Origin of the sequence: Bacillus sp. hwrm1, assembly GCF_040207805.1 — a bacterium.
Lineage (GTDB): Bacteria > Bacillota > Bacilli > Bacillales > Bacillaceae > Bacillus > Bacillus velezensis.
Genome location: NZ_CP157943.1, coordinates 2,413,253 through 2,437,059, shown reverse-complemented (window position 1 = coordinate 2,437,059; position 23,807 = coordinate 2,413,253). Strand labels below are relative to the sequence as shown.

Here is a 23,807-nt window from a genome sequence, read left to right as displayed (position 1 = left end):
GAAGCAGGGTTTTTATGCAGAGGAACGGCTGATATGATATCGACAGCACAAGGAGGAAAAACATGAGCAAAAAAGTGACTGATACCGTTCAAGAAATGGCTCAGCCCATACTGGATGACCTTCAGCTTGAACTCGTAGACATTGAATTTGTCAAAGAGGGTCAAAACTGGTTCCTTCGCGTGTTTATTGATTCCGAGAACGGTGTTGATATTGAGGAGTGCGCCAAAGTCAGCGAAGCGTTAAGCGAAAAGCTGGATGAGGCCGATCCGATCACCCAGAACTACTTTCTTGAAGTATCTTCTCCTGGAGCCGAGCGTCCATTAAAGAAAAAAGCCGACTTCGAAAAATCACTGGGCAAAAATGTGTACATGAAAACGTACGAACCGATTGACGGTTTAAAAGTGTTTGAAGGCAAATTGGCTGAATTCGATGGACAAACTGTTACAATAGAGATGACGGTCAAAACAAGAAAGAAACGGGTCAATATTCCGTATGAAAAAATAGCTAACGCAAGATTAGCTGTAACATTTTAATGAATGAAGTATTAGTGTTTAAGGGGGGAGACCGCTAACATGAGCAGTGAACTATTAGATGCTCTCACTATTCTTGAAAAAGAAAAAGGCATCAGTAAAGACATTATCATCGAAGCAATTGAAGCTGCCTTAATTTCCGCGTATAAGCGAAATTTTAACCAGGCGCAAAACGTACGGGTCGATCTGAACCGTGAGACGGGCACGATCCGCGTGTTCGCAAGAAAGGATGTCGTAGACGAGGTATACGATTCAAGACTTGAAATCTCGCTTGACGACGCTCAGCACATCCATCCGAACTACCTTGTCGGAGATGTCGTTGAAATAGAAGTAACGCCGAAAGACTTCGGCCGCATTGCTGCGCAGACGGCGAAACAAGTGGTGACGCAGCGTGTCCGTGAAGCTGAGCGCGGCGTGATTTACTCAGAATTTATCGATCGTGAAGAAGACATCATGACGGGAATTGTACAGCGCTTAGACAGCAAGTTTATTTACGTGTCTCTCGGCAAGATTGAAGCGCTGCTGCCCGTCAATGAACAAATGCCGAATGAGAGCTATAAACCGCACGATCGGATTAAAGTATTTATCACAAAAGTCGAAAAAACGACAAAAGGGCCGCAGATCTATGTATCAAGAACGCATCCTGGTCTGTTGAAGCGTCTTTTTGAAATCGAAGTGCCGGAAATTTATGACGGAACGGTCGAACTGAAATCCGTTGCCAGAGAAGCGGGCGACCGCTCTAAAATCTCCGTCCGCACTGATGATCCTGGCGTTGATCCGGTCGGTTCATGCGTCGGTCCTAAAGGCCAGCGCGTACAGGCGATCGTCAATGAACTGAAGGGCGAAAAAATTGATATCGTCAACTGGTCTGATGATCCGGTTGAATTTGTTGCCAATGCGCTCAGCCCGTCTAAAGTGCTGGATGTCATCGTCAGCGAAGAAGAAAAAGCCACGACTGTCATCGTTCCTGATTACCAGCTTTCTCTGGCAATCGGAAAAAGAGGGCAAAACGCCCGCTTAGCCGCGAAACTGACAGGCTGGAAAATCGATATCAAAAGTGAAACGGATGCAAGAGACCTTGGCATCTATCCGAGAGAGCATGAAGAAGATGACGATTTAGAGCCGCTCTTTATGGAGCCTGAAACAGCCGAATCGGATGAATAAGAGGTGACTTTAGGTGAATAAGCGAAAAAAAATTCCTCTGCGCAAATGCGTGGTAACGGGGGAAATGAAGCCTAAAAAGGAACTGATCCGAATTGTCCGTTCTAAAGAAGGAGAGATTTCAGTCGATCCGACCGGAAAGAAGAACGGGCGGGGTGCCTATATCACCCTTGAGAAAGAATGCATCTTAGCTGCGAAAAAGAAAAACACATTGCAAAATCAATTTCAATCACAAATCGATGACCAGATTTTCGAAGAATTGCTGGAACTGGCGGAAAAGGTGAAAAAATAACATGTCTGGAATGGAATGGTTTCCCTTGCTGGGTCTGGCCAATCGAGCTCGTAAGGTCGTGTCGGGCGAGGACTTGGTTATAAAAGAAATTAGAAATGCGCGTGCAAAACTTGTTCTGCTGACAGAAGATGCATCTGCGAATACTGCAAAAAAAGTATCCGATAAATGCAATTATTATAAAGTGCCTTATAAAAAAGTCGAAAGCCGCGCTGATCTCGGCCGCTCTATCGGCAAGGAATCACGTGTCGTTGTCGCCGTCACTGACCAAGGTTTTGCGAATAAGCTGATCAGCTTGCTCGATTAATATTTTTGGGGGTGAACGAATGGCTAAAATGAGAGTTTACGAATATGCAAAAGCCATCAATGTTTCAAGCAAGGAAATTTTGACTGCGCTGAAAAACATGGATATAGTAGTAAATAACCATATGGCAATGCTTGAAGAAAAGACCATTAAGCAGCTTGATGCGAAATTTAAAAAAGGCGGCGCCGGCGTTACATCTCAGAAGCCTGCGGAAACGAACAAAAACAAGCCGCAAGGGATTAATCAGCAGCCTGCTGGGAATCAACCAAACAAAATTCGAGACGGAAAGAAGAATGACGTGCAGAATAATCAATTTAACAAAAACAAGAAGAATAACAACAACAACAAAAACAAAAACAAACGCAATCATAACAACAAAAATCAGTATCAGCAAAAACCGCTGAAGCCGAAAAAAGAGCTTCCTGAGAAAATTACGTTTTCCGGCTCTTTAACAGTCGGAGCTTTAGCCGAGGAACTGGGCAAAGAGCCGTCTGAACTCATTAAAAAACTGATGCTTCTGGGCGTAATGGCTACCATTAACCAGGAGCTTGACAAAGACACAATCGAACTGATCGCATCTGAATACGGTGTAGAAACAGAAGAAGTGATTGTGCTTGAAGAAACTGAGCTTGAAAAATATGAAGAGGCTGACAAAGAAGAAGATCTTCAAATCCGTCCGCCTGTCGTGACGATCATGGGCCACGTTGACCACGGGAAAACGACCCTCCTTGACAGCATCAGAAAAACAAAAGTTGTTGAAGGTGAAGCCGGCGGAATCACCCAGCATATCGGGGCTTACCAGATCGAAGAAAACGGCAAAAAAATCACGTTCTTAGATACTCCGGGACACGCGGCGTTCACAACAATGCGTGCGCGCGGTGCGGAAGTAACTGATATTACCATTTTAGTTGTAGCGGCTGATGACGGCGTTATGCCGCAGACAGTCGAAGCCATCAACCATGCGAAAGCGGCTGAGGTTCCGATTATCGTTGCCGTGAATAAAGTGGATAAAGAAAGCGCGAACCCTGACCGTGTCATGCAGGAGCTGACTGAATACGGACTCGTTCCTGAAGCATGGGGAGGAGAAACGATTTTCGTTCCTCTGTCCGCTCTTACAGGCAAGGGAATTGACGAGCTTGTCGAAATGATTCTGCTTGTCAGTGAAGTGGAAGAGCTGAAAGCCAATCCGAACCGTCAGGCAAAAGGAACGGTTATTGAAGCTGAGCTCGATAAAGGAAGAGGATCTGTCGCGACACTTCTCGTTCAAACGGGAACATTGAATGTCGGAGATCCGATCGTTGTCGGAAATACATTCGGCCGCGTGCGGGCCATGGTCAATGATCTCGGCCGCCGCGTGAAAACAGCCGGACCGTCCACACCTGTAGAAATTACTGGCTTAAACGACGTACCGCAGGCTGGCGATCAATTCCTCGTCTTTAAAGACGAAAAAACAGCCCGTTCTGTCGGTGAAGCACGCGCTTCCAAGCAACTGGAAGAACAGCGCAGCGACAAAGCGAAGCTGAGCCTCGATGATCTGTTTGAACAAATTAAACAAGGCGATGTCAAAGACATCAATTTAATCGTAAAAGCTGACGTTCAAGGTTCAGCCGAAGCGTTAACAGCCGCTCTTCAAAAAATTGAAGTAGAAGGCGTAAAAGTGAAAATCATTCACACAGGCGTCGGTGCGATTACGGAATCAGACATCATTCTCGCATCTGCTTCAAATGCAATTGTTATCGGGTTTAATGTGCGCCCAGACGGAAATGCTAAGAGCACGGCTGAAGCTGAAAATGTAGATATCCGTCTTCACCGTATCATTTACAAAGTCATCGAAGAAATTGAAGCGGCGATGAAAGGAATGCTTGATCCTGAATACGAAGAAAAAGTCATCGGTCAGGTTGAAGTGCGCCAAACATTCAAAGTGTCGAAAATCGGCACGATTGCCGGCGGATATGTAACAGACGGCCACATTACACGTGACAGCGGACTCCGCCTGATCCGTGACGGCGTGGTCATCTTCGAAGGGGAAGTAGACGTTCTGAAACGCTTCAAAGATGATGTGAAAGAAGTTTCACAAGGATATGAATGTGGTATTACAATTAAGAAATACAATGACATTCGCGAAGGCGACATCATTGAAGCGTATGTCATGCAGGAAATCGAAAGAAAGTGATCGGATTTGCGGAATGTGAATGCATCATTTATGATGCGGGATCATTAAAGGAGAAACGAGCCGTTCTGAAGCGGATTATAACGAGGGTTCAGAATAAGTTCAACGTGTCGGCCGCAGAAATCGGCTATCAGGACACTTGGCAGCGGACCAGCTTCGGAATCGCCGTCGTCTCCTCCTCTCACGTTCAGGCGGAAAAGGAGATCCAGCGTGTACTCGCGTTTATTGACTCCTTTCCCGAAATAGAACGGACGATCACTAGAACAGAGTGGTTTTAACTTAGAGGTGATTGAATTGAGTATGAGAGCAAACCGTGTCGGCGAGCAGATGAAAAAAGAGCTCGGGGATATTATCAGCCGAAAGCTGAAAGACCCGAGAATCGGATTTCTCACTGTAACAGACGTACGTGTTTCAGGTGATTTACAAATAGCGAAGGTGTATATCTCCGTTCTCGGCGGAGAGAAAAAGAAAGAGGAGGCGCTGAAAGGGCTTGAGAAAGCGAAAGGATTTATCCGTTCCGAAATCGGCAGCCGAATCAGACTTCGAAAAACGCCTGAGCTTGAATTTGAATTTGATGAATCAATTGAGTACGGCAACCGTATTGAAACATTGATTCACGAACTGCATTCAGATAAACCGTCTGAATAACAAGGAAAGAGGATGGGCGAGTGTCGTCTGTCCTCTTTTCTGCGTTTTACGGGATACAATTGATAACAAAGGAGCGAAAGACATATGGTTAACGGAGTTCTCCTTTTACATAAACCGGTCGGCATGACTTCTCACGACTGTGTCATGAAAATAAGAAAACTGTTAAAAACAAAGAAAGTCGGACATACGGGAACGCTTGATCCGGCAGTGTCAGGCGTACTGCCGATCTGTGTCGGACGGGCCACAAAGATTGTTGAGTACGTCACCGACAAGTCAAAAACGTATGATGCTGAGATCACTCTCGGCTTCTCCACATCGACCGAAGACCAGACTGGAGAAACGGTCAGCGTAAAACCTGTCAAGGAGCCGCTGAAAGAAGCGGATATCAAAGCCGTTTTAGACGAACTGAAGGGACCGCAGGAGCAAGTGCCGCCGATGTATTCCGCTGTAAAGGTCAACGGGAAAAAGCTCTATGAATACGCCAGGGCGGGTATTGAAGTGGAGCGGCCGAAGCGGAATATCACGATTGAAGATATCGCGCTCACTTCCCCTGTCACTTATAAAGAAGACACAGCATCATTCCGCTTTACAGTCACGTGCTCAAAGGGCACTTACGTGAGAACATTGGCGGTGACAATCGGTGAAAAACTCGGCTATCCCGCGCATATGTCGCATCTCATCCGCACCGCTTCCGGCGATTTCAGCCTTGATGAGTGTTTCACGTTTGAGGAACTTGAACAGCAGGTTTCAGACGGCATGGTTGCAGAGCATGCCGTGCCGATTGAAAGAGCGCTCAATCATTTGCCGAAATGGGTCATAAGTGATACATTAGCTAAGAAAGCTGAAAACGGGTCAGTGTTTGACATCCCGGCGGAATTTTCTGCAATGACAGCTGACGCCCGTATAGCGGTCTGTACTGAAGACGGAGAATGTGTGGCCATTTATATGCCGCATCCTTCAAAAAAAGGACTGCTGAAACCGGCTAAAGTGCTCATGCAAAAAAGCGAACAATAAGAAAAAAGGTGACCGTTCTGTGAAGACGATACATATTTCTCATCCGCATCATTTACAAAAAGAAGAGCAGCCGGCGTCTGTCATGGCGCTCGGCTACTTTGACGGCGTTCATTTGGGACACCGGAAAGTAATCGGAACAGCCAGACAAATTGCCGAAGAAAAAGGCCTGTCGCTGGCCGTTATGACGTTTCATCCCCACCCTTCCCATGTGTTGGGCAGGGACAAAGAGCCAAAGGATCTGATTACGCCGCTTGAAGATAAAATCAGCCAGATCGGGCGTTTAGGCGCTGATGTGCTGTATGTCGTAAAGTTTGATGAAGCGTTTGCGTCTCTGTCTCCAAAACAGTTTGCCGAGGAGTATATTTTAGGGTTAAACGCGCGGCACGCTGTGGGAGGCTTTGATTTTACGTACGGAAAATACGGAAAAGGCACGATGGAGACGCTGCCGGATGATTTAAATGGCAAGGCCGGATGCACGACTGTCGAGAAACAGACCGAGCAGGACAGAAAGATCAGCTCCACTTATATCCGGTCAGCGCTGCAGGATGGTGACGTTGAACTTGCGCACACTCTTCTCGGCCAGCCGTATTTTATCCGGGGCACTGTGATTCACGGAGACAAAAGAGGCCGCACCATCGGTTTTCCGACCGCGAATGTCGGCCTGCAAAACAGCTATATCGTGCCGCCGACAGGCGTGTATGCAGTGAAAGCCGAAATAAAAGGCGAGGTGTATGAAGGCGTCTGCAACATCGGCTACAAACCGACCTTTTATGAAAAGCGCCCCGATCAGCCGTCAATTGAAGTTCATTTGTTTAATTTTCAGCAGGATGTATACGGAGAAGACGTTAAAATCGAGTGGTACAAACGAATCCGAAGCGAACGGAAATTTAACGGCATCGAAGAACTGACGGCTCAGATCGGGAAAGACAAACAAGAAGCGATCCGTTTTTTCAGCAAATAACGGAAAAAACATCAAAAGTACACAAATTTTCTTCTAAAAGATTTGCATATGGGCGCGATTTTTAGTATCATATGTTTCGTAGTCTTAAAACCATTGCTTGGCAATCCGAAGTCACCGACGGTTGCTAGGTAACTGGGGCTAATTATGATATGGAGGTGAAACAGGATGGCAATTACTCAAGAGCGTAAAAATCAACTCATCAGTGAGTTCAAAACACACGAATCTGATACTGGATCTCCAGAAGTTCAGATCGCTATCCTAACAGACTCAATTAACAACTTGAACGAGCATTTGCGTACTCACAAGAAAGATCACCACTCACGTCGCGGTCTTCTTAAAATGGTAGGTAAACGTCGTAATCTTCTTACGTATCTGCGTAATAAAGACGTAACTCGTTACCGTGAGTTAATTAACAAACTAGGCTTACGTCGATAATCGTAAAAAGCGGGAGGATTCCCGCTTTTTTATCGTATTAAAGCGAAAAAAATAATGATAAAAAAACAATGAAATCCTTTTACATACTACTTTGACATTGATATGTTCAATTCATTTCGTTCATAATAGGAGTAATTGATTATTTCACACATTAAGAGAGGAGCTCGTAATCGAATGGGACAAGAGAAACATGTCTTTACCATAGATTGGGCCGGCAGACAGCTTACAGTAGAAGCCGGCCAGCTTGCCAAACAGGCAAACGGCGCTGTCATGGTCCGCTACGGCGATACTGCAGTGCTCAGCACAGCAACCGCATCAAAAGAACCGAAACCGCTAGATTTTTTCCCGCTTACCGTTAACTATGAAGAAAGATTATACGCAGTAGGTAAAATTCCGGGCGGTTTTATTAAAAGAGAAGGCCGTCCAAGTGAAAAGGCCGTTTTAGCCAGCCGTCTGATCGACCGTCCGATCCGCCCGCTTTTCGCAGACGGATTCCGTAACGAAGTACAGGTCATCAGCATTGTCATGAGTGTTGATCAGGACTGCTCATCTGAAATGGCTGCAATGTTCGGTTCATCACTCGCTCTTTGCGTTTCCGATATCCCGTTTGAAGGCCCGATCGCGGGTGTGACGGTAGGCCGCATTGACGGGAAATTCGTCATCAATCCGACGGTTGACCAGCTTGAAAAAAGTGATATCAACCTCATCGTTGCAGGCACAAAAGACGCCATCAACATGGTGGAAGCCGGAGCGGATGAAGTACCTGAAGAAATCATGCTTGAGGCGATTATGTTCGGTCACGAAGAAATTAAGCGCCTGATCGCATTCCAAGAAGAAATCGTCGCAGCAGTCGGCAAAGAGAAAACAGAAATCCAACTGTATGAAATTGACGAAGAGCTCAGCGAAAAAGTAAAAAGCCTTGCGGAGCCGGATCTTCTCAGCGCCATTCAGGTTCACGAAAAACATGCTCGCGAAGACGCGATTAATGAAGTGAAAAATGCAGTTGTCGCGAAATTCGAAGAAGAAGAGCATGATGAAGATACGATTAAAAAAGTGAAACAGACACTGTCTAAACTTGTGAAAAACGAAGTGCGCCGTTTGATCACAGAAGAAAAAGTCCGTCCGGACGGCCGCGGCGTTGATCAGATCCGTCCGCTTTCTTCAGAAGTCGGCCTTCTGCCGAGAACGCACGGCTCCGGGCTGTTTACGAGAGGACAGACGCAGGCGCTCAGCGTATGTACATTAGGCGCCCTTGGGGACGTTCAGATTCTTGACGGTTTAGGCGTGGAAGAATCAAAACGCTTTATGCATCATTATAACTTCCCGCAGTTCAGCGTAGGGGAGACAGGCCCGATGCGCGGACCGGGACGCCGTGAGATCGGTCACGGTGCTCTTGGAGAGCGTGCGCTTGAGCCGGTCATTCCGAATGAAAAAGACTTCCCGTATACGGTCCGCCTCGTATCCGAAGTGCTTGAATCAAACGGTTCCACTTCACAGGCCAGCATTTGCGCGAGCACGCTTGCCATGATGGACGCAGGTGTTCCGATTAAAGCCCCTGTTGCGGGTATCGCGATGGGACTTGTGAAATCAGGCGAGTACTATACGGTATTAACGGATATTCAAGGGATGGAAGACGCCCTCGGTGACATGGACTTTAAAGTAGCCGGCACGGAAAAAGGCGTGACAGCGCTGCAAATGGACATTAAAATTGAAGGTCTTTCAAGAGAAATTCTTGAAGAAGCGCTTCAGCAGGCGAAAAAAGGAAGAATGGAAATCTTGAACAGCATGCTCAGCACGCTTGGTGAATCAAGAAAAGAACTTTCTCAATATGCGCCGAAAATTTTAACGATGAACATTAATCCGGATAAAATCCGTGATGTTATCGGACCGAGCGGTAAACAAATCAACAAAATCATTGAAGATACCGGTGTTAAAATTGACATTGAACAAGACGGCACCATCTTTATTTCTTCTACTGATGAAAGCAGCAACCAAAAAGCGAAAAAAATCATCGAAGATCTTGTCAGAGAAGTCGAAGTCGGCCAGCTTTACCTCGGTAAAGTCAAACGGATTGAGAAATTCGGCGCTTTCGTTGAAATCTTCAGCGGAAAAGACGGTCTCGTTCACATCTCTGAACTAGCGCTCGAACGGGTCGGCAAGGTTGAGGATGTTGTGAAAATCGGTGACGAAATCCTTGTGAAGGTAACTGAAATTGACAAACAGGGACGAGTGAATCTGTCGCGTAAAGCAGTGCTGCGCGAAGAGAAAGAAAAAGAACAGGAACAACAACAATCTTAAATGAAAACCTAACAAGGAGCCTGGGAGACCCGGCTTCTTTATTTTGAGAAAGACAACAGACGGGTTCTACCTTGTCCTCCTCATACATAATGTGTGAGGAGGGGGGAAGGACATGTTGAAAAAATTCGTGCCGTTTGCCGTTTTTTTATTTCTTTTTTTTGTTTCGTTTGAAATGTTAAAAAATCCGTATACAGTTGATTACATAGACGCAATGAAAAAAGACGCTGTAACTGTGTCAGCATCAAAAGATCCGCTCTATGAAGAATTACTGCAAAAAGCGTCAGAGTATGAAGTGAAGCCGCAAGACGCGCGGATTGATAAAATATGGAAGAGTATACCGGGATATAACGGTTTAAAAGTCAATGTGGAAAAATCCTATAAACAAATGAAAAAGGACGGAGAATTTCACGAAGACGGCCTTGTCTATGAGCAGGTAAAACCGAAAGTCCATCTTGATTCTCTCGCGCCCGAACCCATTTATAAAGGAAATCCCGACAAACCGATGGTCGCTTTCCTGATAAATGTCGCCTGGGGAAATGAATACGTGGAGCAAATGCTGCCTATTCTGAAGCAGCACCAGGTCAAAGCAACTTTCTTTCTTGAAGGGAAATGGCTGAAAAACAATCAGGAGCTGGGGAAAAAAATAGCGGCAGACGGACATGAAATCGGAAATCATTCATACAATCACCCTGATATGAGCAAACTGACTTCAGGAAGCATTTCCGAACAGCTTGACAAAACCAATGCACAAATCAGCGAGACGCTCGGCATAAAGCCGAAATGGTTTGCGCCGCCAAGCGGCAGCTTCAGAAAAGCTGTGGTCGATCTTGCGGCGGAAAAAGGAATGGGCACCATCATGTGGACCGTGGACACCATTGACTGGCAAAAACCGTCTCCGGCTGTTTTACAAACAAGGGTGTTGAGCAAAATACATAACGGAGCCATGATTTTAATGCATCCGACTGATCCGACTGCGAAAAGCCTGGATACACTGATTGCAAAAATCAAAGAAAAAGGCTACGCGCTCGGCTCAGTGTCTGACTTAATGGATGAAAACAGGCTGATGAAGTAGCAGGCGGCAGTTGCCTGTCTTTGAATAGGAGGAACAGACTTGATAAAACGCTATACATGCCAAAACGGTGTAAGAGTTGTGCTTGAAAATAATCCAACGGTGCGGTCTGTGGCAATCGGCGTATGGATCGGGACGGGATCACGTCATGAAACGCCGGATACAAACGGTATTTCGCACTTTCTTGAGCATATGTTTTTTAAAGGAACAAATACCAGGTCCGCACGTGAAATCGCAGAATCCTTTGATCGGATAGGCGGCCAAGTGAATGCCTTCACTTCAAAAGAATATACGTGCTATTACGCCAAAGTGCTGGATGAGCATGCAAACTACGCACTTGATGTGCTGGCTGATATGTTCTTTCATTCTGCTTTTGACGAAGATGAGCTCAAAAAAGAAAAGAACGTCGTATATGAAGAAATCAAAATGTATGAAGACGCGCCGGATGATATTGTCCACGATCTGCTGAGCAAAGCGACATACGGCAATCATTCGCTCGGCTACCCGATTCTCGGGACGGAGGAAACGCTTTCGTCATTTAACGGCGATTCTCTCAGACAGCATATGGATGACTTTTACACGCCGGACCGCGTCGTCATTTCTGTCGCCGGAAATGTAACGGAACAATTCATTAAAGACGTGGAGAAATGGTTCGGTACATACGAAGCGAAGGGCAAAGCAAGCGGCATCAGCGAGCCTGAGTTTCATTATGAAAAGCTGACCAGAAAAAAAGACACCGAACAGGCGCATCTCTGTCTCGGTTTCAAAGGCCTGAAAGTCGGAGATCCGGACATTTACGATTTGATCGTCTTAAACAATGTGCTGGGCGGAAGCATGAGCAGCCGTCTTTTCCAGGATGTGCGCGAAGATAAAGGACTGGCCTATTCTGTATACAGCTATCACAGTTCCTATGAAGACAGCGGTATGCTGACGATTTACGGAGGCACCGGCGCGAATCAGCTCGGACTTCTGTCTGAAACTATTCAGGAAACGTTATCGGTTCTAAAACGTGACGGTATCACCTCGAAAGAGCTGGAAAACAGCAAAGAGCAAATGAAGGGGAGCTTAATGCTCAGCTTAGAGAGCACAAACAGCAAAATGAGCCGGAACGGGAAAAACGAACTCCTGCTCGGAAAGCATAAGACCATGGATGAAATTATCACTGAATTAAATGCGGTCAGCCTGGAAAGCGTCAACGGCCTCAGCCGCCGCTTATTTACGGATGATTACGCACTATCGCTCATCAGCCCGACCGGCAATATGCCGGCCTCGTCTTAATCGGAAAAGCAGTCTGCCTCTATACGGGGCAGGCATTTTTTTTTGCTCCGGGTCATATAGTACAAGGGGGTGGCTATCATGAGGCTCAGTGAACTTTCAGGTAAAGAAATTGTGGACATTAAACGGGCAGAGCGGCTCGGCGTGCTCGGCCAGACCGATTTGGAAATTAATGAACAGGACGGACAAATTACCGCGCTGTTGATACCGACGGTAAAATGGTTCGGATTGCGAAAACAAGGCCACGACATCCGCGTCCCCTGGAACCATATCCAAAAAATCGGGTCAGACATGATCATTTTAGACGTTCCGGGGGAGATCACGCCTCCCGAAGAGTAGATCTTATTCATTTTTTGCAAGCACCGGCTCATACAGCCGGTGCTTTTTTCATGAAAAAGAACGCTGTACATTCACCGCCCTTTCTCTTTGCACATACGATGAAGAGGAGGATGACACTTAAAAGATCCAGTAACTGTAAAGAAGGTGAACGTTTCAGATGTTAACCGGATTGACAATTGCGATCATTGGCGGTGACGCAAGACAGCTTGAGATTATAAGAAAGCTGACAGAACAGCATGCCGATATTTATCTTGCAGGGTTTGACCAATTGGATGACGGTTTTACAGGAACCGTCAAATGCAAAATTGATGAGATTCCCTTTCAAAAAATAGACAGTATCATCCTGCCCGTATCGGCAACGACCGGAGAAGGCGTTGTTTCCACGGTTTTTTCAAATGAAGAAGTGGTATTAAAGCAGAGCTATCTTGAGCGGACACCGGAGCATTGCGTCATTTATTCAGGCATCTCCAACGCGTATCTTGAGGGGATCGCCAGCGAAGCCGGCCGCAAACTTGTGAAATTATTTGAACGGGACGATATCGCGATATTCAACTCGATTCCCACTGTTGAAGGAACAATCATGATGGCGATTCAGCATACGGATTATACCATTCACGGATCAAATGTCGCCGTTCTCGGCATGGGGCGCACCGGTATGACGATCGCCCGGACGTTTGCGGCGTTAGGAGCGAAGGTAAAAGTGGGCGCGCGGAGTTCGGCTCATTTGGCCCGTATAACGGAAATGGGGCTTTCTCCTTTTCAACTTGAAGAGCTTACTGAACATGTAAATGATATTGATATCTGCATTAACACCGTACCGAGCTTGATTCTGAATCAAAGCGTTTTATCGCGCATGACGCCGAAGACCTTGATTTTGGATTTAGCATCCCGTCCGGGCGGAACGGATTTCAAATATGCTGAAAAACAAGGCATTAAAGCGCTGCTTGCTCCGGGTCTTCCGGGAATTGTGGCCCCGAAAACAGCCGGACAGATTATTGCGAACGTATTGAGCAAGCTTTTGGCAGACTTAAAGAAAGAGGGGAAATAACCATGTCTCTGAAAGGGAAAAGAATCGGATTCGGATTAACCGGCTCGCATTGCACATATGAGGAAGTTTTTCCGCAAATAGAGGCGCTTATCAGTCAAGGAGCTGAAGTCCGGCCGGTCGTGACATCAACCGTTCAATCGACCGATACCCGCTTTGGGGAGGGGGGAGATTGGGTCAGAAAAATTGAAGAAGCAACAGGCTTTGAGGCGATTGATTCCATCGTAAAAGCGGAGCCTCTCGGGCCGAAACTTCCGCTCGACTGCATGGTCATCGCCCCTTTAACCGGAAATTCAATGAGCAAACTCGCAAATGCGATGACTGACAGCCCCGTCCTTATGGCTGCGAAAGCCACGATCCGCAACGGCCGCCCGGTCGTGCTCGGAATTTCGACAAACGACGGACTCGGTTTAAACGGAACGAATTTAATGAGGCTGATGTCCGCAAAAAACATATATTTCATCCCGTTCGGCCAGGACGACCACGTGAAAAAACCGACATCGCTCGTCGCCAGAATGGATCTCCTTCCGATTACGGTAGAAAAAGCTCTTTTGCACCAGCAGGTTCAGCCGGTGCTCGTACACCACCAAGAATAAAAAATCATGATGACAGAAAATCATTCCGGAATAAAAAAATTCGATCAATCCGTGACTATTCTATGGTAAAATAAAACGTAAAATGCAAAGTCAATTCAACAAATGATGCTTAATTGGCGGAAGGAGTTTTACAGATGGGAAGAGGATTACACGTAGCAGTTGTCGGAGCGACGGGAGCCGTAGGACAGCAAATGCTGAAAACACTGGAAGACAGAAACTTTGAAATCGAAACACTCACACTACTATCCTCAAAGCGTTCTGCTGGTACGAAAGTAACGTTTAAAGGCGAAGAATATACAGTGCAGGAAGCTGTTCCTGAAAGCTTCGAAGGCGTTCATATCGCGTTATTCAGCGCCGGCGGAAGCGTATCACAAAGCTTGGCGCCTGAGGCTGTAAAACGGGGAGCCATCGTGATTGACAATACCAGCGCATTCCGTATGGACGAAAATACACCGCTCGTGGTGCCTGAGGTGAACGAAGGTGATCTGCACAAACATAACGGCATTATCGCCAACCCTAACTGTTCAACGATTCAGATGGTGGCTGCGCTTGAACCGATCCGCAAAGCGTACGGATTGAAAAAAGTCATTGTATCTACTTACCAAGCTGTGTCCGGGGCCGGCAATGAAGCGGCGAAGGAATTGTACAGCCAGACAAAGGCGATTTTAAACAATGAACCCGCAGAACCGTCCATTATGCCGGTTAAAGGCGACAAAAAGCATTATCAAATCGCATTTAACGCCATTCCGCAAATTGATAAATTCCAAGATAACGGCTATACGTTTGAGGAAATGAAAATGATTAATGAAACGAAAAAAATCATGCATATGCCGAATCTGGAAGTGGCTGCGACATGTGTCAGACTGCCGATTGAAACAGGGCACTCAGAATCTGTTTACATTGAGCTTGACCGTGATGACGCAACCGTTGAAGATATTAAACAGCTTTTAAAAGAAGCTCCGGGTGTTACGCTTCAGGATGATCCGGCGGAGCAACTTTACCCGATGCCTGCTGATTGCGTCGGCAAACGCGATGTATTTGTAGGAAGAATCCGGAAAGATTTGGACAGAGCAAACGGTTTTCATTTGTGGGTTGTTTCTGATAACCTGTTAAAAGGCGCCGCTTGGAACTCAGTCCAAATCGCGGAAAGCCTGCAAAAACTGAACCTCGTATAAACAAACGTATTTTCTATAGGCGAACAGAAGAGAGTAAGGCTCTGCCTGCTCTCTTCTGTTACGTCAGACTAATTTGGAGTGAAAATAGTGAAGATCATTGTTCAAAAATTCGGCGGAACATCCGTAAAAGATGACAAAGGCCGCAAGCTTGCGCTAGCACACATTAAAGATGCCATCAGTGAAGGTTATAAAGTTGTTGTTGTCGTATCGGCGATGGGAAGAAAAGGAGACCCGTACGCGACAGATTCTTTAATCGGGCTCCTTTACGGCAGCCAGTCCGACATTTCTCCGAGAGAGCAGGATATGCTTCTGTCTTGCGGAGAAACGATTTCGTCCGTTGTTTTTTCCAGCATGCTGAAGGAAAACGGCATAAAAGCCGCAGCTTTAACAGGAGCCCAGGCCGGCTTTTTAACCAATGCCCAGCATACTGACGCCAAAATTATAGAAATGAAAACAGAGCGGCTTTTCGCTGCACTTGCCAGCCATGACGCTGTCGTTGTCGCAGGATTTCAGGGAGCGACTGAAAAAGGCGACACGACGACAATCGGCAGAGGAGGAAGCGATACTTCAGCAGCGGCGCTCGGCGCGGCGGTTGATGCTGAGTTTATCGACATTTTTACGGACGTGGAAGGCGTTATGACAGCCGATCCGAGAATCGTGGAAAATGCTAAGCCGCTTCCGAACGTCACATATACGGAAATCTGCAACCTTGCCTATCAAGGCGCGAAAGTCATTCATCCGCGCGCGGTGGAAATCGCCATGCAGGCAAAGGTGCCGATCCGCGTGCGCTCCACTTATTCAAAAGACAAAGGCACTTTGGTGACGTCCCATCATTCGTCTAACATCGGCAGCGATGTATTCGAACGGCTGATCACGGGGATCGCCCATGTGAAAGATGTGACGCAATTTAAGGTTCCCGCCAAAATGGGGCAATACAACGTTCAGACTGAAGTCTTTAAAGCAATGGCAAATGCCGGAATCAGCGTAGATTTCTTTAACATTACGCCGAGTGAAATCGTATATACCGTAGCCGGCAGTAAAACGGAAGCCGCGCGCAGCATTTTGGCTGAATTAGGATATGAGCCGACAGTGACGGAGAGCTGTGCGAAAGTGTCAGCGGTCGGCGCCGGGATAATGGGTGTTCCGGGTGTCACGTCAAAAATCGTCTCCGCACTTTCTGATAAAGGCATTCCGATTCTGCAATCTGCCGACAGCCATACGACGATCTGGGTGCTCGTTCATGAAAAAGATATGGTAACGGCCGTAAATGCGCTGCATGAAGTGTTTGAACTTTCAAAGTAAATGTGATTGAATCATGATGAGGTGAAAAAAATGAATGTCGGAAATATATCTACAGCGATGATTACCCCCTTTGACAGTAAAGGGAATGTAGACTTTCAAAAACTGTCTACATTAATCGACTATTTGTTGAAAAACGGCACGGATTCTTTAGTCGTCGCAGGCACGACCGGCGAATCTCCGACACTTTCAACGGAAGAAAAAATTGCACTCTTTGAATTTACAGTCAAAGAAGTGAACGGACGCGTGCCTGTTATTGCGGGTACGGGAAGCAACAATACGAAAGACTCCATTAAACTGACAAAAAAAGCTGAAGAAGCCGGCGTCGATTGCGTTATGCTTGTCACGCCGTATTATAATAAGCCTTCCCAAGAGGGGATGTACCGTCATTTTAAAGCCATTGCGGAAGAAACGTCTCTTCCTGTGATGCTTTACAACGTGCCGGGCAGAACGGTCGCTTCGCTTGCGCCGGAAACGGCCATCAGACTTGCGGAGATACCGAATATCTCTGCGATTAAAGAAGCGAGCGGCGATCTTGATGCCATTACGAAAATCATTGCCGAAACACCGGAAGATTTTTACGTCTATTCAGGTGATGACGGGTTAACGCTTCCTATTCTCGCAGTCGGCGGAAGAGGAGTCGTGTCAGTGGCCAGCCATATCGTAGGTTCTGACATGCAGCAGATGATTAAAAACTATACGAACGGGCAGACGGCAACCGCGGCACTGATTCATCAGAAGCTTCTGCCGATCATGAAGGAGCTCTTTAAAGCGCCTAATCCGGCTCCGGTCAAAACGGCGCTACAGCTGAAAGGCCTTGATGTCGGATCTGTGCGTCTTCCTCTTATCCCGCTGAATGAAGATGAACGTCTGAGCCTGAGCAGCGTCATCAGCGAACTGTAAGAAAAAATTTATACAGTTAAAATACGCGGTCATTCTCATTTTTATCGTGAGTTTGACCGTTTTGTATACATATTGGTTTTCCCTAAACCTTCCGCTTCTTCTTGTTTTCTAAAATTGATATCAGTTATAATAGGAACAAGTGATGATGGACGGGTATGAGACTAGGAGGATACAGATTTTGAAAAAGAAAAATACAGAAAACGTCAGAATTATCGCCCTTGGCGGCGTCGGAGAAATTGGGAAGAACCTATATGTCATTGAAATTGACTCAGACATATTTGTAGTGGATGCAGGGCTGATGCACCCTGAAAATGAAATGCTCGGTATTGATGTCGTCATTCCGGATATTTCCTACTTAGTAGAACGGGCTGACCGCGTGAAGGCCATCTTTCTGACACACGGGCACGATGAAAACATCGGGGGCGTCTTTTATTTATTGAATAAGCTGTCGGTGCCGGTATACGGAACGAAGCTTACGCTTGCATTACTGAGAGAAAAACTCAAGCAGTACGGGCATAATCGAAAAGCTGATTTGCGTGAAGTTCACTCTAAATCAGTCATTACATTTGATTCAACGAAAGTATCGTTCTTTAAAACGATTCACAGTATTCCGGATTCAGTGGGAGTCAGCTTCAAAACATCACTTGGCTCTATTGTATGCACGGGAGACTTTAAATTTGACCAGACGCCTGCTTATCACCAATCATGTGATATTGGCGAAATTGCCAAAATCGGAAACAGCGGCGTGCTCGCCCTGCTTTCTGACAGCGCCAATGCGGAGCGCCCGGGGTATACTCCGTCAGAAGCATATGTAAGCGGTGAAATTTCCGATGCGATGAACAATTCAGAAAACCGTGTCATCATTGCTGTATTCGCGTCTAATATCAACCGGATCCAGCAAGTGATACAGGCTGCCGTCCAGAACGGCCGCAAACTTGCAATCGCCGGAAAAAATCTGCAAAACGTGCTTCAGCTTGGGTGCAAGCTCGGCTATATTGAAGCCGAAGATGAAATGTTTATTCCTGTGCAGGATGTGAAAAAATATCCGAAGCGGGAAGTGGCAATTGTTACAGCCGGAAGCCATGGTGAGCCGCTGGCCGCTCTTACGCGGATGGCCAAGCAGGCGCATAAGCAGCTTAACATTGAAGAAGGAGACACCGTTGTCATTGCATCAACACCGATTCCGGGGCATGAATTGATATATTCCAAAACCGTCAACCTGCTTGCCCGCGCCGGCGCTCAAGTCATTTTCGCCCAAAAACGCGTGCATGTGTCCGGGCACGGTTCGCAGGAAGAATTGAAACTCATGCTTAATTTGCTGAAACCGAAATATTTAATTCCGGTTAACGGTGAATTCAGAATGCAAAAAGCGCATTCCAAAATCGCAGAAGAGATCGGCATGAAACGCAGCGACATTTTCTTGATTGAAAAAGGTGACGTCGTTGAATTCCGCGGCCAGAATGTGAAAATCGGGGATAAAGTCACGTACGGAAACGTGTTGATTGACGGCCTCGGAGTCGGCGACATCGGCAACATCGTGCTGAGAGACCGCCGCTTATTGTCACAAGACGGCATTCTCATCGTCGTAATTTCACTCGATAAGCAGAAAAAGAACCTCGTATCAGGTCCTGAGATCATTACGCGCGGTTTCGTATATGTCAGAGAATCAGAAGGTTTAATTGTACAAGCTACTGAGCTCGTCCGCTCTATCGTAACTGAAGCGACGGAAACATCTGCCGTAGAATGGTCCACGCTGAAACAAGCCATGCGTGATGCGCTGAATCAATTCCTTTATGAAAAAACAAAACGCAAGCCGATGATCATTCCGATCATTATGGAAGTATAATGTATACAAAGCCGGAGCGCATGATGCTCCGGCTTTGTTTTTGTTCATGTCCCGGATGGAAATCATCATCTTTGTTCATAATACAAAGAGACATTCGGAAAGGGTGAAAGATAAAATGGATCATCGTATGGAAAACACCGAAGAACAGCAGCCCGAAAAATCAGATGCGAAAGACAGCATTATGAGCAAAATTCAGCAGCTGGGAGAGACATCTCTGCCGCAAATGTCCCAAGATACCAATATTCACTGCCTGACGATCATCGGCCAAATTGAGGGGCACGTCCAGCTCCCGCCGCAAAATAAAACAACCAAATATGAACACGTCATTCCGCAAATCGTCGCCATTGAGCAAAATCCGAAAATCGAAGGACTTCTGATCATCTTAAACACCGTCGGAGGCGATGTGGAAGCGGGGCTTGCGATTGCGGAAATGCTCGCATCCTTATCAAAACCGACCGTCTCAATCGTACTCGGCGGGGGACACTCGATAGGTGTGCCGATCGCCGTGTCATGTGATCATAGTTTTATCGCGGAAACAGCGACTATGACCATTCACCCCGTTCGGCTTACAGGTCTGGTTATCGGGGTTCCGCAAACATTTGAATACTTGGACAAAATGCAGGAGCGGGTCGTCAACTTTGTGACCCATCATTCAAATATTTCCGAAGAAAAATTCAAAGAGCTGATGTTTTCAAAAGGAAACTTAACCAGGGACATCGGGACGAACGTAGTCGGGAAAGATGCGGCTGATTACGGATTAATTGATGCCGTGGGCGGCGTCGGACAGGCGATAAAAAAGCTGAATCAGCTGATTGAGGAACGAAAGGGCGAGGAAGGAAGGATGATTCAATGATCCTTTATACCGTCATGCCCCAAGAAGTCGTTTACGGTCAGGATATAGAGCAAAGCGTGCATGAACAGGTAGATTACGCCGGCGTGCCGCTGCTAGTTGAGATGAAGGGAAATGAAGCTGAAGTCGTACAGATTTTAAGTACGAACCCGATGGATTTTCTGAATCCGGACATCGCTCCTGGACAAAAAATCAAGCTGAAAATCTAACCGGCATTCAGTCCGTTTCTCGGGGGCAAAATATGCTATAATAGGGGAATCCTACAGAAAAATGCAGCCGGCAAAAGGCTGCTTTTCTTCATGATGTATGATTTTACATTTTTTAACGCAGTAAGGTGATGAGTGTGGCAAAGAAAAAACGGAAATCTAAAAAGAAACAAGAGAGTAAGCTCAATCTAAAATACGAACTAAGCGGACTGCTCTGTGTTGCAATCTCGATTATTGCTGTTTTGCAGCTCGGCGTTGTGGGACAGACATTTGTGTACTTGTTCCGTTTTTTTGCCGGAGAGTGGTTTATTTTATGCTTAATTGCGCTCTTCCTTCTCGGAATTTCGCTGTTTTGGAAAAAGAAGAGTCCAAGCCTTTTAACGAGAAGAAAGGCAGGGCTGTACTGTATTATCGCCAGTATATTGCTGCTGTCTCACGTGCAGCTCTTTAAAAATCTGTCTCATCACGGGTCGATTCGGTCGGCAAGTGTCATCGGCAACACGTGGGAGCTGTTTATGATTGACATGAAACAGCAGGCTGCTTCCCCTGATTTGGGCGGCGGCATGATCGGCGCGGTACTGTTTGCAGCTTCCCACTTTTTATTTGCATCAACGGGTTCACAGATCATGGCGATCGTGCTGATCTTAATGGGGCTGATTCTTGTAACGGGCCGTTCACTGCAGGAAACGCTCAAAAAGTGGACGAGCCCCGTCGGCCGGTTTATCCGCGGTCAATGGCAGGCATTTCTTGAGGATATGAAGACGGTCAGAACGAATATGTCTTCGCCGAAAACAAAAACAAAATCGGGCAAAAAACAAAAACGGGTTCAAAAGAAAAAAGAAGAGCCTGAACCGGAGGAAGAGGATGAGGAAATCATTTCGCCGATCATCCATTCAGAGCCGATTATTTCAAGCTTTTCAGACCGTCAGGAAGAGCCCGCCGAACCGCTGATTCCGGAAAAAACGCAGGAGGCTGCACAAGCGGCAAAAGATGAGCCTTCCGGCGGCGCTCAAGACAGTGGCGAAACGGCTGCGGCTCCGCCGATGACGTTTACAGAGCTTGAAAATAAAGATTATCAAATGCCTTCATTGGACATACTGGCTGACCCGAAACATACCGGCCAGCAGACCGATAAGAAAAACATTTACGAGAATGCAAGAAAACTCGAACGGACTTTTCAAAGCTTCGGCGTAAAGGCGAAAGTGACGCAGGTTCATCTCGGTCCGGCGGTCACAAAATATGAGGTGTATCCGGACGTCGGGGTCAAAGTCAGTAAAATCGTGAATCTGAGCGATGACCTCGCGCTCGCGCTTGCCGCGAAGGATATTCGGATCGAAGCGCCGATTCCGGGTAAATCGGCAATCGGCATCGAGGTGCCCAATGCTGAAGTTGCGATGGTTTCGTTAAAAGAAGTGCTTGAATCCAAGCTCAATGACAAGCCGGACGCGAAGCTTCTGATCGGCTTGGGACGAAATATTTCCGGGGAAGCCGTGCTTGCCGAACTGAACAAAATGCCCCATCTGCTCGTAGCGGGGGCAACGGGAAGCGGAAAAAGCGTCTGTGTCAACGGTATTATTACGAGCATTCTGATGAGGGCCAAACCGCATGAAGTGAAGATGATGATGATTGACCCGAAAATGGTTGAGCTGAATGTGTATAACGGCATTCCTCATCTGCTTGCGCCGGTCGTGACAGATCCGAAAAAGGCCTCGCAGGCTTTGAAAAAGGTCGTCAATGAGATGGAGCGCCGCTATGAGCTGTTCTCCCATACGGGTACGAGAAATATAGAAGGCTATAACGATCATATTAAGCGGTCAAATGCCGAAGAAGAAGTCAAGCAGCCTGAGCTGCCGTACATCGTCGTCATCGTTGACGAGCTTGCCGATCTGATGATGGTCGCTTCTTCCGACGTGGAAGATTCAATTACGAGACTTTCACAGATGGCGCGGGCGGCGGGAATTCATTTGATTATCGCGACACAGCGGCCTTCAGTCGACGTTATTACCGGTGTTATTAAAGCCAACATCCCGTCAAGAATCGCCTTCAGTGTCTCATCTCAGACCGATTCACGGACGATTTTAGACATGGGCGGCGCTGAAAAGCTTCTGGGGCGCGGAGACATGCTGTTTCTGCCTGTAGGCGCAAATAAGCCGGTGCGTGTGCAAGGGGCATTCTTATCCGATGAAGAGGTTGAGCATGTCGTCGATCATGTCATTACGCAGCAAAAAGCGCAGTACCAAGAAGAGATGATTCCGGAAGAAGTTTCGGAAACACACAGTGAAGTAACGGATGATCTCTATGACGAAGCGGTCGATTTGATTATCGGCATGCAGACGGCATCAGTCTCCATGCTCCAAAGGCGGTTCAGAATCGGATATACGAGAGCTGCCCGTCTGATTGACGCAATGGAGGAACGGGGCGTCGTCGGGCCGTATGAAGGAAGCAAACCGAGGGAAGTACTATTATCTAAGGAACAATATGATGAGCTCTCTTCTTAAAAAGGAGAGAGTTTTCACTGAAAATGATATCACCAAAATCATTCCTATTTATTTTTTTATTAAAACATGATATAGTTGTCCCAATTGTTCAATAATTTATGAAAGTGGTTTACGGAGGGGAAACATGTCTACAAAAGCTGACAATCGTCACTTGTATCTAAAAGTGATTGAGCGAATCAAAGAGGATATACAAAACGGAATTTACACCGAAAAGGAAAAGCTTCCTTCTGAATTTGAGCTTTCAAAATCAATGGGTGTCAGCCGGGCAACTCTGCGTGAAGCTTTGCGTATCCTTGAAGAGGAGCATGTGATTATCAGAAGGCACGGTGTGGGCACTTTCGTCCATACAAAACCGCTGTTTCTTTCAGGTATTGAACAGCTCAACAGCGTGACGAAAACGATTCAGCAGGCGAACATGGTGCCGGGTACGATTTTTTTGTCGTCTCAGGTCATCACGCCGTCTGATGAAGATATCGCTAGATTCCGGCTTGAGCCTGAGCAGGAGCTTTTTTATTTGGAACGCGTGAGAACGGCAAGCGGCACTCCGGTCGTTTACTGTTTAGATACGATTCCGATGCACATTCTGCCGAATTCTTTCTGTCATGAACAGGAGTCTATTTTTGATCTTTTGGAAAAAAACTCCGGGTCTGTGATCAGCTATGCCGTTGCTGATATCGAACCGATCGGATATCACGATACGATTTCACCGGTTTTGGAATGCGAGCCGGAGACGGCGCTTTTATTGCTGAAGCAAACCCACTATAATCAGAATGATGAACCTGTACTGTATTCATTAAATTATTTCCGGGCTGATAAGTTCAGTTTTCATGTTGTAAGAAAACGTTTTTAAGACAGACGCGTCATGTGTCTGTTTTTTTTATTTGCCGTTTCAGTAC

The 23,807-nt window shown here is 46.6% G+C and carries 24 protein-coding genes; all 24 read left to right on the top strand.

All coding sequences use genetic code 11. The features are described 5' to 3' along the window. Positions 1-62 precede the first annotated feature (62 nt). Positions 63-533, top strand: coding sequence for a ribosome maturation factor RimP (rimP, locus tag ABK447_RS12235; protein ID WP_007409801.1), 471 nt, complete (start codon positions 63-65; stop codon positions 531-533). Positions 534-572: 39 nt separating this feature from the next. Next, complete coding sequence (nusA, locus tag ABK447_RS12230) at positions 573-1,694, top strand: transcription termination factor NusA (RefSeq protein ID WP_094031709.1); 1,122 nt, start codon at positions 573-575, stop codon at positions 1,692-1,694. A gap of 13 nt (positions 1,695-1,707) precedes the next feature. After that, positions 1,708-1,983: a glucose-induced regulator RulR gene (gene rulR, locus ABK447_RS12225; protein WP_003154193.1), complete on the top strand. Its 276-nt coding sequence runs from the start codon at positions 1,708-1,710 to the stop codon at positions 1,981-1,983. A 1-nt stretch (position 1,984) separates the two neighbouring features. Beyond that, entirely contained in the window at positions 1,985-2,287 is a 303-nt protein-coding gene (locus ABK447_RS12220; protein ID WP_003154192.1) for a YlxQ family RNA-binding protein, read from the top strand. Between the two features lie 19 nt (positions 2,288-2,306). Then, entirely contained in the window at positions 2,307-4,457 is a 2,151-nt protein-coding gene (infB, locus tag ABK447_RS12215; RefSeq protein ID WP_007611462.1) for a translation initiation factor IF-2, read from the top strand. Next, positions 4,454-4,732, top strand: coding sequence for a DUF503 domain-containing protein (locus tag ABK447_RS12210; RefSeq protein ID WP_003154188.1), 279 nt, complete (start codon positions 4,454-4,456; stop codon positions 4,730-4,732). The genes infB and ABK447_RS12210 overlap by 4 nt, the downstream gene beginning before the upstream one ends. A gap of 16 nt (positions 4,733-4,748) precedes the next feature. Next, the gene (gene rbfA / locus ABK447_RS12205; protein WP_003154185.1) at positions 4,749-5,102 is read left to right on the top strand and encodes a 30S ribosome-binding factor RbfA; all 354 of its coding nucleotides are present in this window, start codon (positions 4,749-4,751) and stop codon (positions 5,100-5,102) included. Between the two features lie 84 nt (positions 5,103-5,186). Beyond that, positions 5,187-6,116 carry a tRNA pseudouridine(55) synthase TruB gene (gene truB, locus ABK447_RS12200; protein ID WP_025284736.1) on the top strand — a complete coding sequence of 310 codons (930 nt, stop codon included), beginning with the start codon at positions 5,187-5,189 and terminating at the stop codon, positions 6,114-6,116. A 19-nt stretch (positions 6,117-6,135) separates the two neighbouring features. Continuing rightward, positions 6,136-7,077 carry a bifunctional riboflavin kinase/FAD synthetase gene (gene ribF / locus ABK447_RS12195; protein WP_191974072.1) on the top strand — a complete coding sequence of 314 codons (942 nt, stop codon included), beginning with the start codon at positions 6,136-6,138 and terminating at the stop codon, positions 7,075-7,077. Between the two features lie 165 nt (positions 7,078-7,242). Continuing rightward, complete coding sequence (gene rpsO, locus ABK447_RS12190) at positions 7,243-7,512, top strand: 30S ribosomal protein S15 (protein WP_003154182.1); 270 nt, start codon at positions 7,243-7,245, stop codon at positions 7,510-7,512. A gap of 174 nt (positions 7,513-7,686) precedes the next feature. Beyond that, positions 7,687-9,810 (top strand): polyribonucleotide nucleotidyltransferase, encoded by a 2,124-nt coding sequence (gene pnp / locus ABK447_RS12185; RefSeq protein WP_015239868.1) that lies wholly within the window; start codon positions 7,687-7,689, stop codon positions 9,808-9,810. 112 nt (positions 9,811-9,922) lie between these two features. Beyond that, the gene (locus ABK447_RS12180) at positions 9,923-10,882 is read left to right on the top strand and encodes a polysaccharide deacetylase family protein (protein ID WP_012117569.1); all 960 of its coding nucleotides are present in this window, start codon (positions 9,923-9,925) and stop codon (positions 10,880-10,882) included. Between the two features lie 39 nt (positions 10,883-10,921). Then, positions 10,922-12,157: a pitrilysin family protein gene (locus ABK447_RS12175; RefSeq protein WP_033574777.1), complete on the top strand. Its 1,236-nt coding sequence runs from the start codon at positions 10,922-10,924 to the stop codon at positions 12,155-12,157. Between the two features lie 78 nt (positions 12,158-12,235). Continuing rightward, positions 12,236-12,493, top strand: coding sequence for a YlmC/YmxH family sporulation protein (locus ABK447_RS12170; protein ID WP_003154176.1), 258 nt, complete (start codon positions 12,236-12,238; stop codon positions 12,491-12,493). Positions 12,494-12,650: 157 nt separating this feature from the next. Then, the gene (gene dpaA / locus ABK447_RS12165; RefSeq protein WP_007409808.1) at positions 12,651-13,541 is read left to right on the top strand and encodes a dipicolinic acid synthetase subunit A; all 891 of its coding nucleotides are present in this window, start codon (positions 12,651-12,653) and stop codon (positions 13,539-13,541) included. 2 nt (positions 13,542-13,543) lie between these two features. Then, the gene (gene dpaB / locus ABK447_RS12160; RefSeq protein WP_015239869.1) at positions 13,544-14,134 is read left to right on the top strand and encodes a dipicolinate synthase subunit B; all 591 of its coding nucleotides are present in this window, start codon (positions 13,544-13,546) and stop codon (positions 14,132-14,134) included. 134 nt (positions 14,135-14,268) lie between these two features. Further along, positions 14,269-15,309, top strand: coding sequence for an aspartate-semialdehyde dehydrogenase (asd, locus tag ABK447_RS12155; protein WP_007409810.1), 1,041 nt, complete (start codon positions 14,269-14,271; stop codon positions 15,307-15,309). A gap of 87 nt (positions 15,310-15,396) precedes the next feature. Continuing rightward, entirely contained in the window at positions 15,397-16,611 is a 1,215-nt protein-coding gene (gene dapG, locus ABK447_RS12150) for an aspartate kinase (RefSeq protein WP_003154168.1), read from the top strand. 30 nt (positions 16,612-16,641) lie between these two features. Continuing rightward, positions 16,642-17,511 (top strand): 4-hydroxy-tetrahydrodipicolinate synthase, encoded by an 870-nt coding sequence (dapA, locus tag ABK447_RS12145; protein ID WP_003154166.1) that lies wholly within the window; start codon positions 16,642-16,644, stop codon positions 17,509-17,511. A gap of 178 nt (positions 17,512-17,689) precedes the next feature. Further along, positions 17,690-19,357: a ribonuclease J2 gene (gene rnjB, locus ABK447_RS12140; protein ID WP_221663946.1), complete on the top strand. Its 1,668-nt coding sequence runs from the start codon at positions 17,690-17,692 to the stop codon at positions 19,355-19,357. 115 nt (positions 19,358-19,472) lie between these two features. Further along, the gene (locus tag ABK447_RS12135) at positions 19,473-20,210 is read left to right on the top strand and encodes a ClpP family protease (RefSeq protein ID WP_003154162.1); all 738 of its coding nucleotides are present in this window, start codon (positions 19,473-19,475) and stop codon (positions 20,208-20,210) included. Continuing rightward, positions 20,207-20,416: a YlzJ-like family protein gene (locus ABK447_RS12130; RefSeq protein WP_003154161.1), complete on the top strand. Its 210-nt coding sequence runs from the start codon at positions 20,207-20,209 to the stop codon at positions 20,414-20,416. The genes ABK447_RS12135 and ABK447_RS12130 overlap by 4 nt, the downstream gene beginning before the upstream one ends. Positions 20,417-20,550: 134 nt before the next feature. Further along, positions 20,551-22,911, top strand: a complete 2,361-nt coding sequence (locus ABK447_RS12125; RefSeq protein ID WP_061861466.1) for a DNA translocase FtsK — start codon at positions 20,551-20,553, stop codon at positions 22,909-22,911. Between the two features lie 124 nt (positions 22,912-23,035). Continuing rightward, positions 23,036-23,761, top strand: coding sequence for a GntR family transcriptional regulator (locus tag ABK447_RS12120; RefSeq protein WP_007409813.1), 726 nt, complete (start codon positions 23,036-23,038; stop codon positions 23,759-23,761). Positions 23,762-23,807 lie beyond the last annotated feature (46 nt).

Bases quoted from the DNA above. Each gene is read 5' to 3' on its own strand.
- rimP (WP_007409801.1), top strand. From the start codon at position 63: ATGAGCAAAAAAGTGACTGATACCGTTCAAGAAATGGCTCAGCCCATA.
- nusA (WP_094031709.1), top strand. From the start codon at position 573: ATGAGCAGTGAACTATTAGATGCTCTCACTATTCTTGAAAAAGAAAAA.
- ABK447_RS12220 (WP_003154192.1), top strand. From the start codon at position 1,985: ATGTCTGGAATGGAATGGTTTCCCTTGCTGGGTCTGGCCAATCGAGCT.
- infB (WP_007611462.1), top strand. From the start codon at position 2,307: ATGGCTAAAATGAGAGTTTACGAATATGCAAAAGCCATCAATGTTTCA.
- truB (WP_025284736.1), top strand. From the start codon at position 5,187: ATGGTTAACGGAGTTCTCCTTTTACATAAACCGGTCGGCATGACTTCT.
- rpsO (WP_003154182.1), top strand. From the start codon at position 7,243: ATGGCAATTACTCAAGAGCGTAAAAATCAACTCATCAGTGAGTTCAAA.
- pnp (WP_015239868.1), top strand. From the start codon at position 7,687: ATGGGACAAGAGAAACATGTCTTTACCATAGATTGGGCCGGCAGACAG.
- ABK447_RS12180 (WP_012117569.1), top strand. From the start codon at position 9,923: ATGTTGAAAAAATTCGTGCCGTTTGCCGTTTTTTTATTTCTTTTTTTT.
- ABK447_RS12170 (WP_003154176.1), top strand. From the start codon at position 12,236: ATGAGGCTCAGTGAACTTTCAGGTAAAGAAATTGTGGACATTAAACGG.
- dpaA (WP_007409808.1), top strand. From the start codon at position 12,651: ATGTTAACCGGATTGACAATTGCGATCATTGGCGGTGACGCAAGACAG.
- dpaB (WP_015239869.1), top strand. From the start codon at position 13,544: ATGTCTCTGAAAGGGAAAAGAATCGGATTCGGATTAACCGGCTCGCAT.
- asd (WP_007409810.1), top strand. From the start codon at position 14,269: ATGGGAAGAGGATTACACGTAGCAGTTGTCGGAGCGACGGGAGCCGTA.
- dapA (WP_003154166.1), top strand. From the start codon at position 16,642: ATGAATGTCGGAAATATATCTACAGCGATGATTACCCCCTTTGACAGT.
- ABK447_RS12135 (WP_003154162.1), top strand. From the start codon at position 19,473: ATGGATCATCGTATGGAAAACACCGAAGAACAGCAGCCCGAAAAATCA.
- ABK447_RS12130 (WP_003154161.1), top strand. From the start codon at position 20,207: ATGATCCTTTATACCGTCATGCCCCAAGAAGTCGTTTACGGTCAGGAT.
- ABK447_RS12120 (WP_007409813.1), top strand. From the start codon at position 23,036: ATGTCTACAAAAGCTGACAATCGTCACTTGTATCTAAAAGTGATTGAG.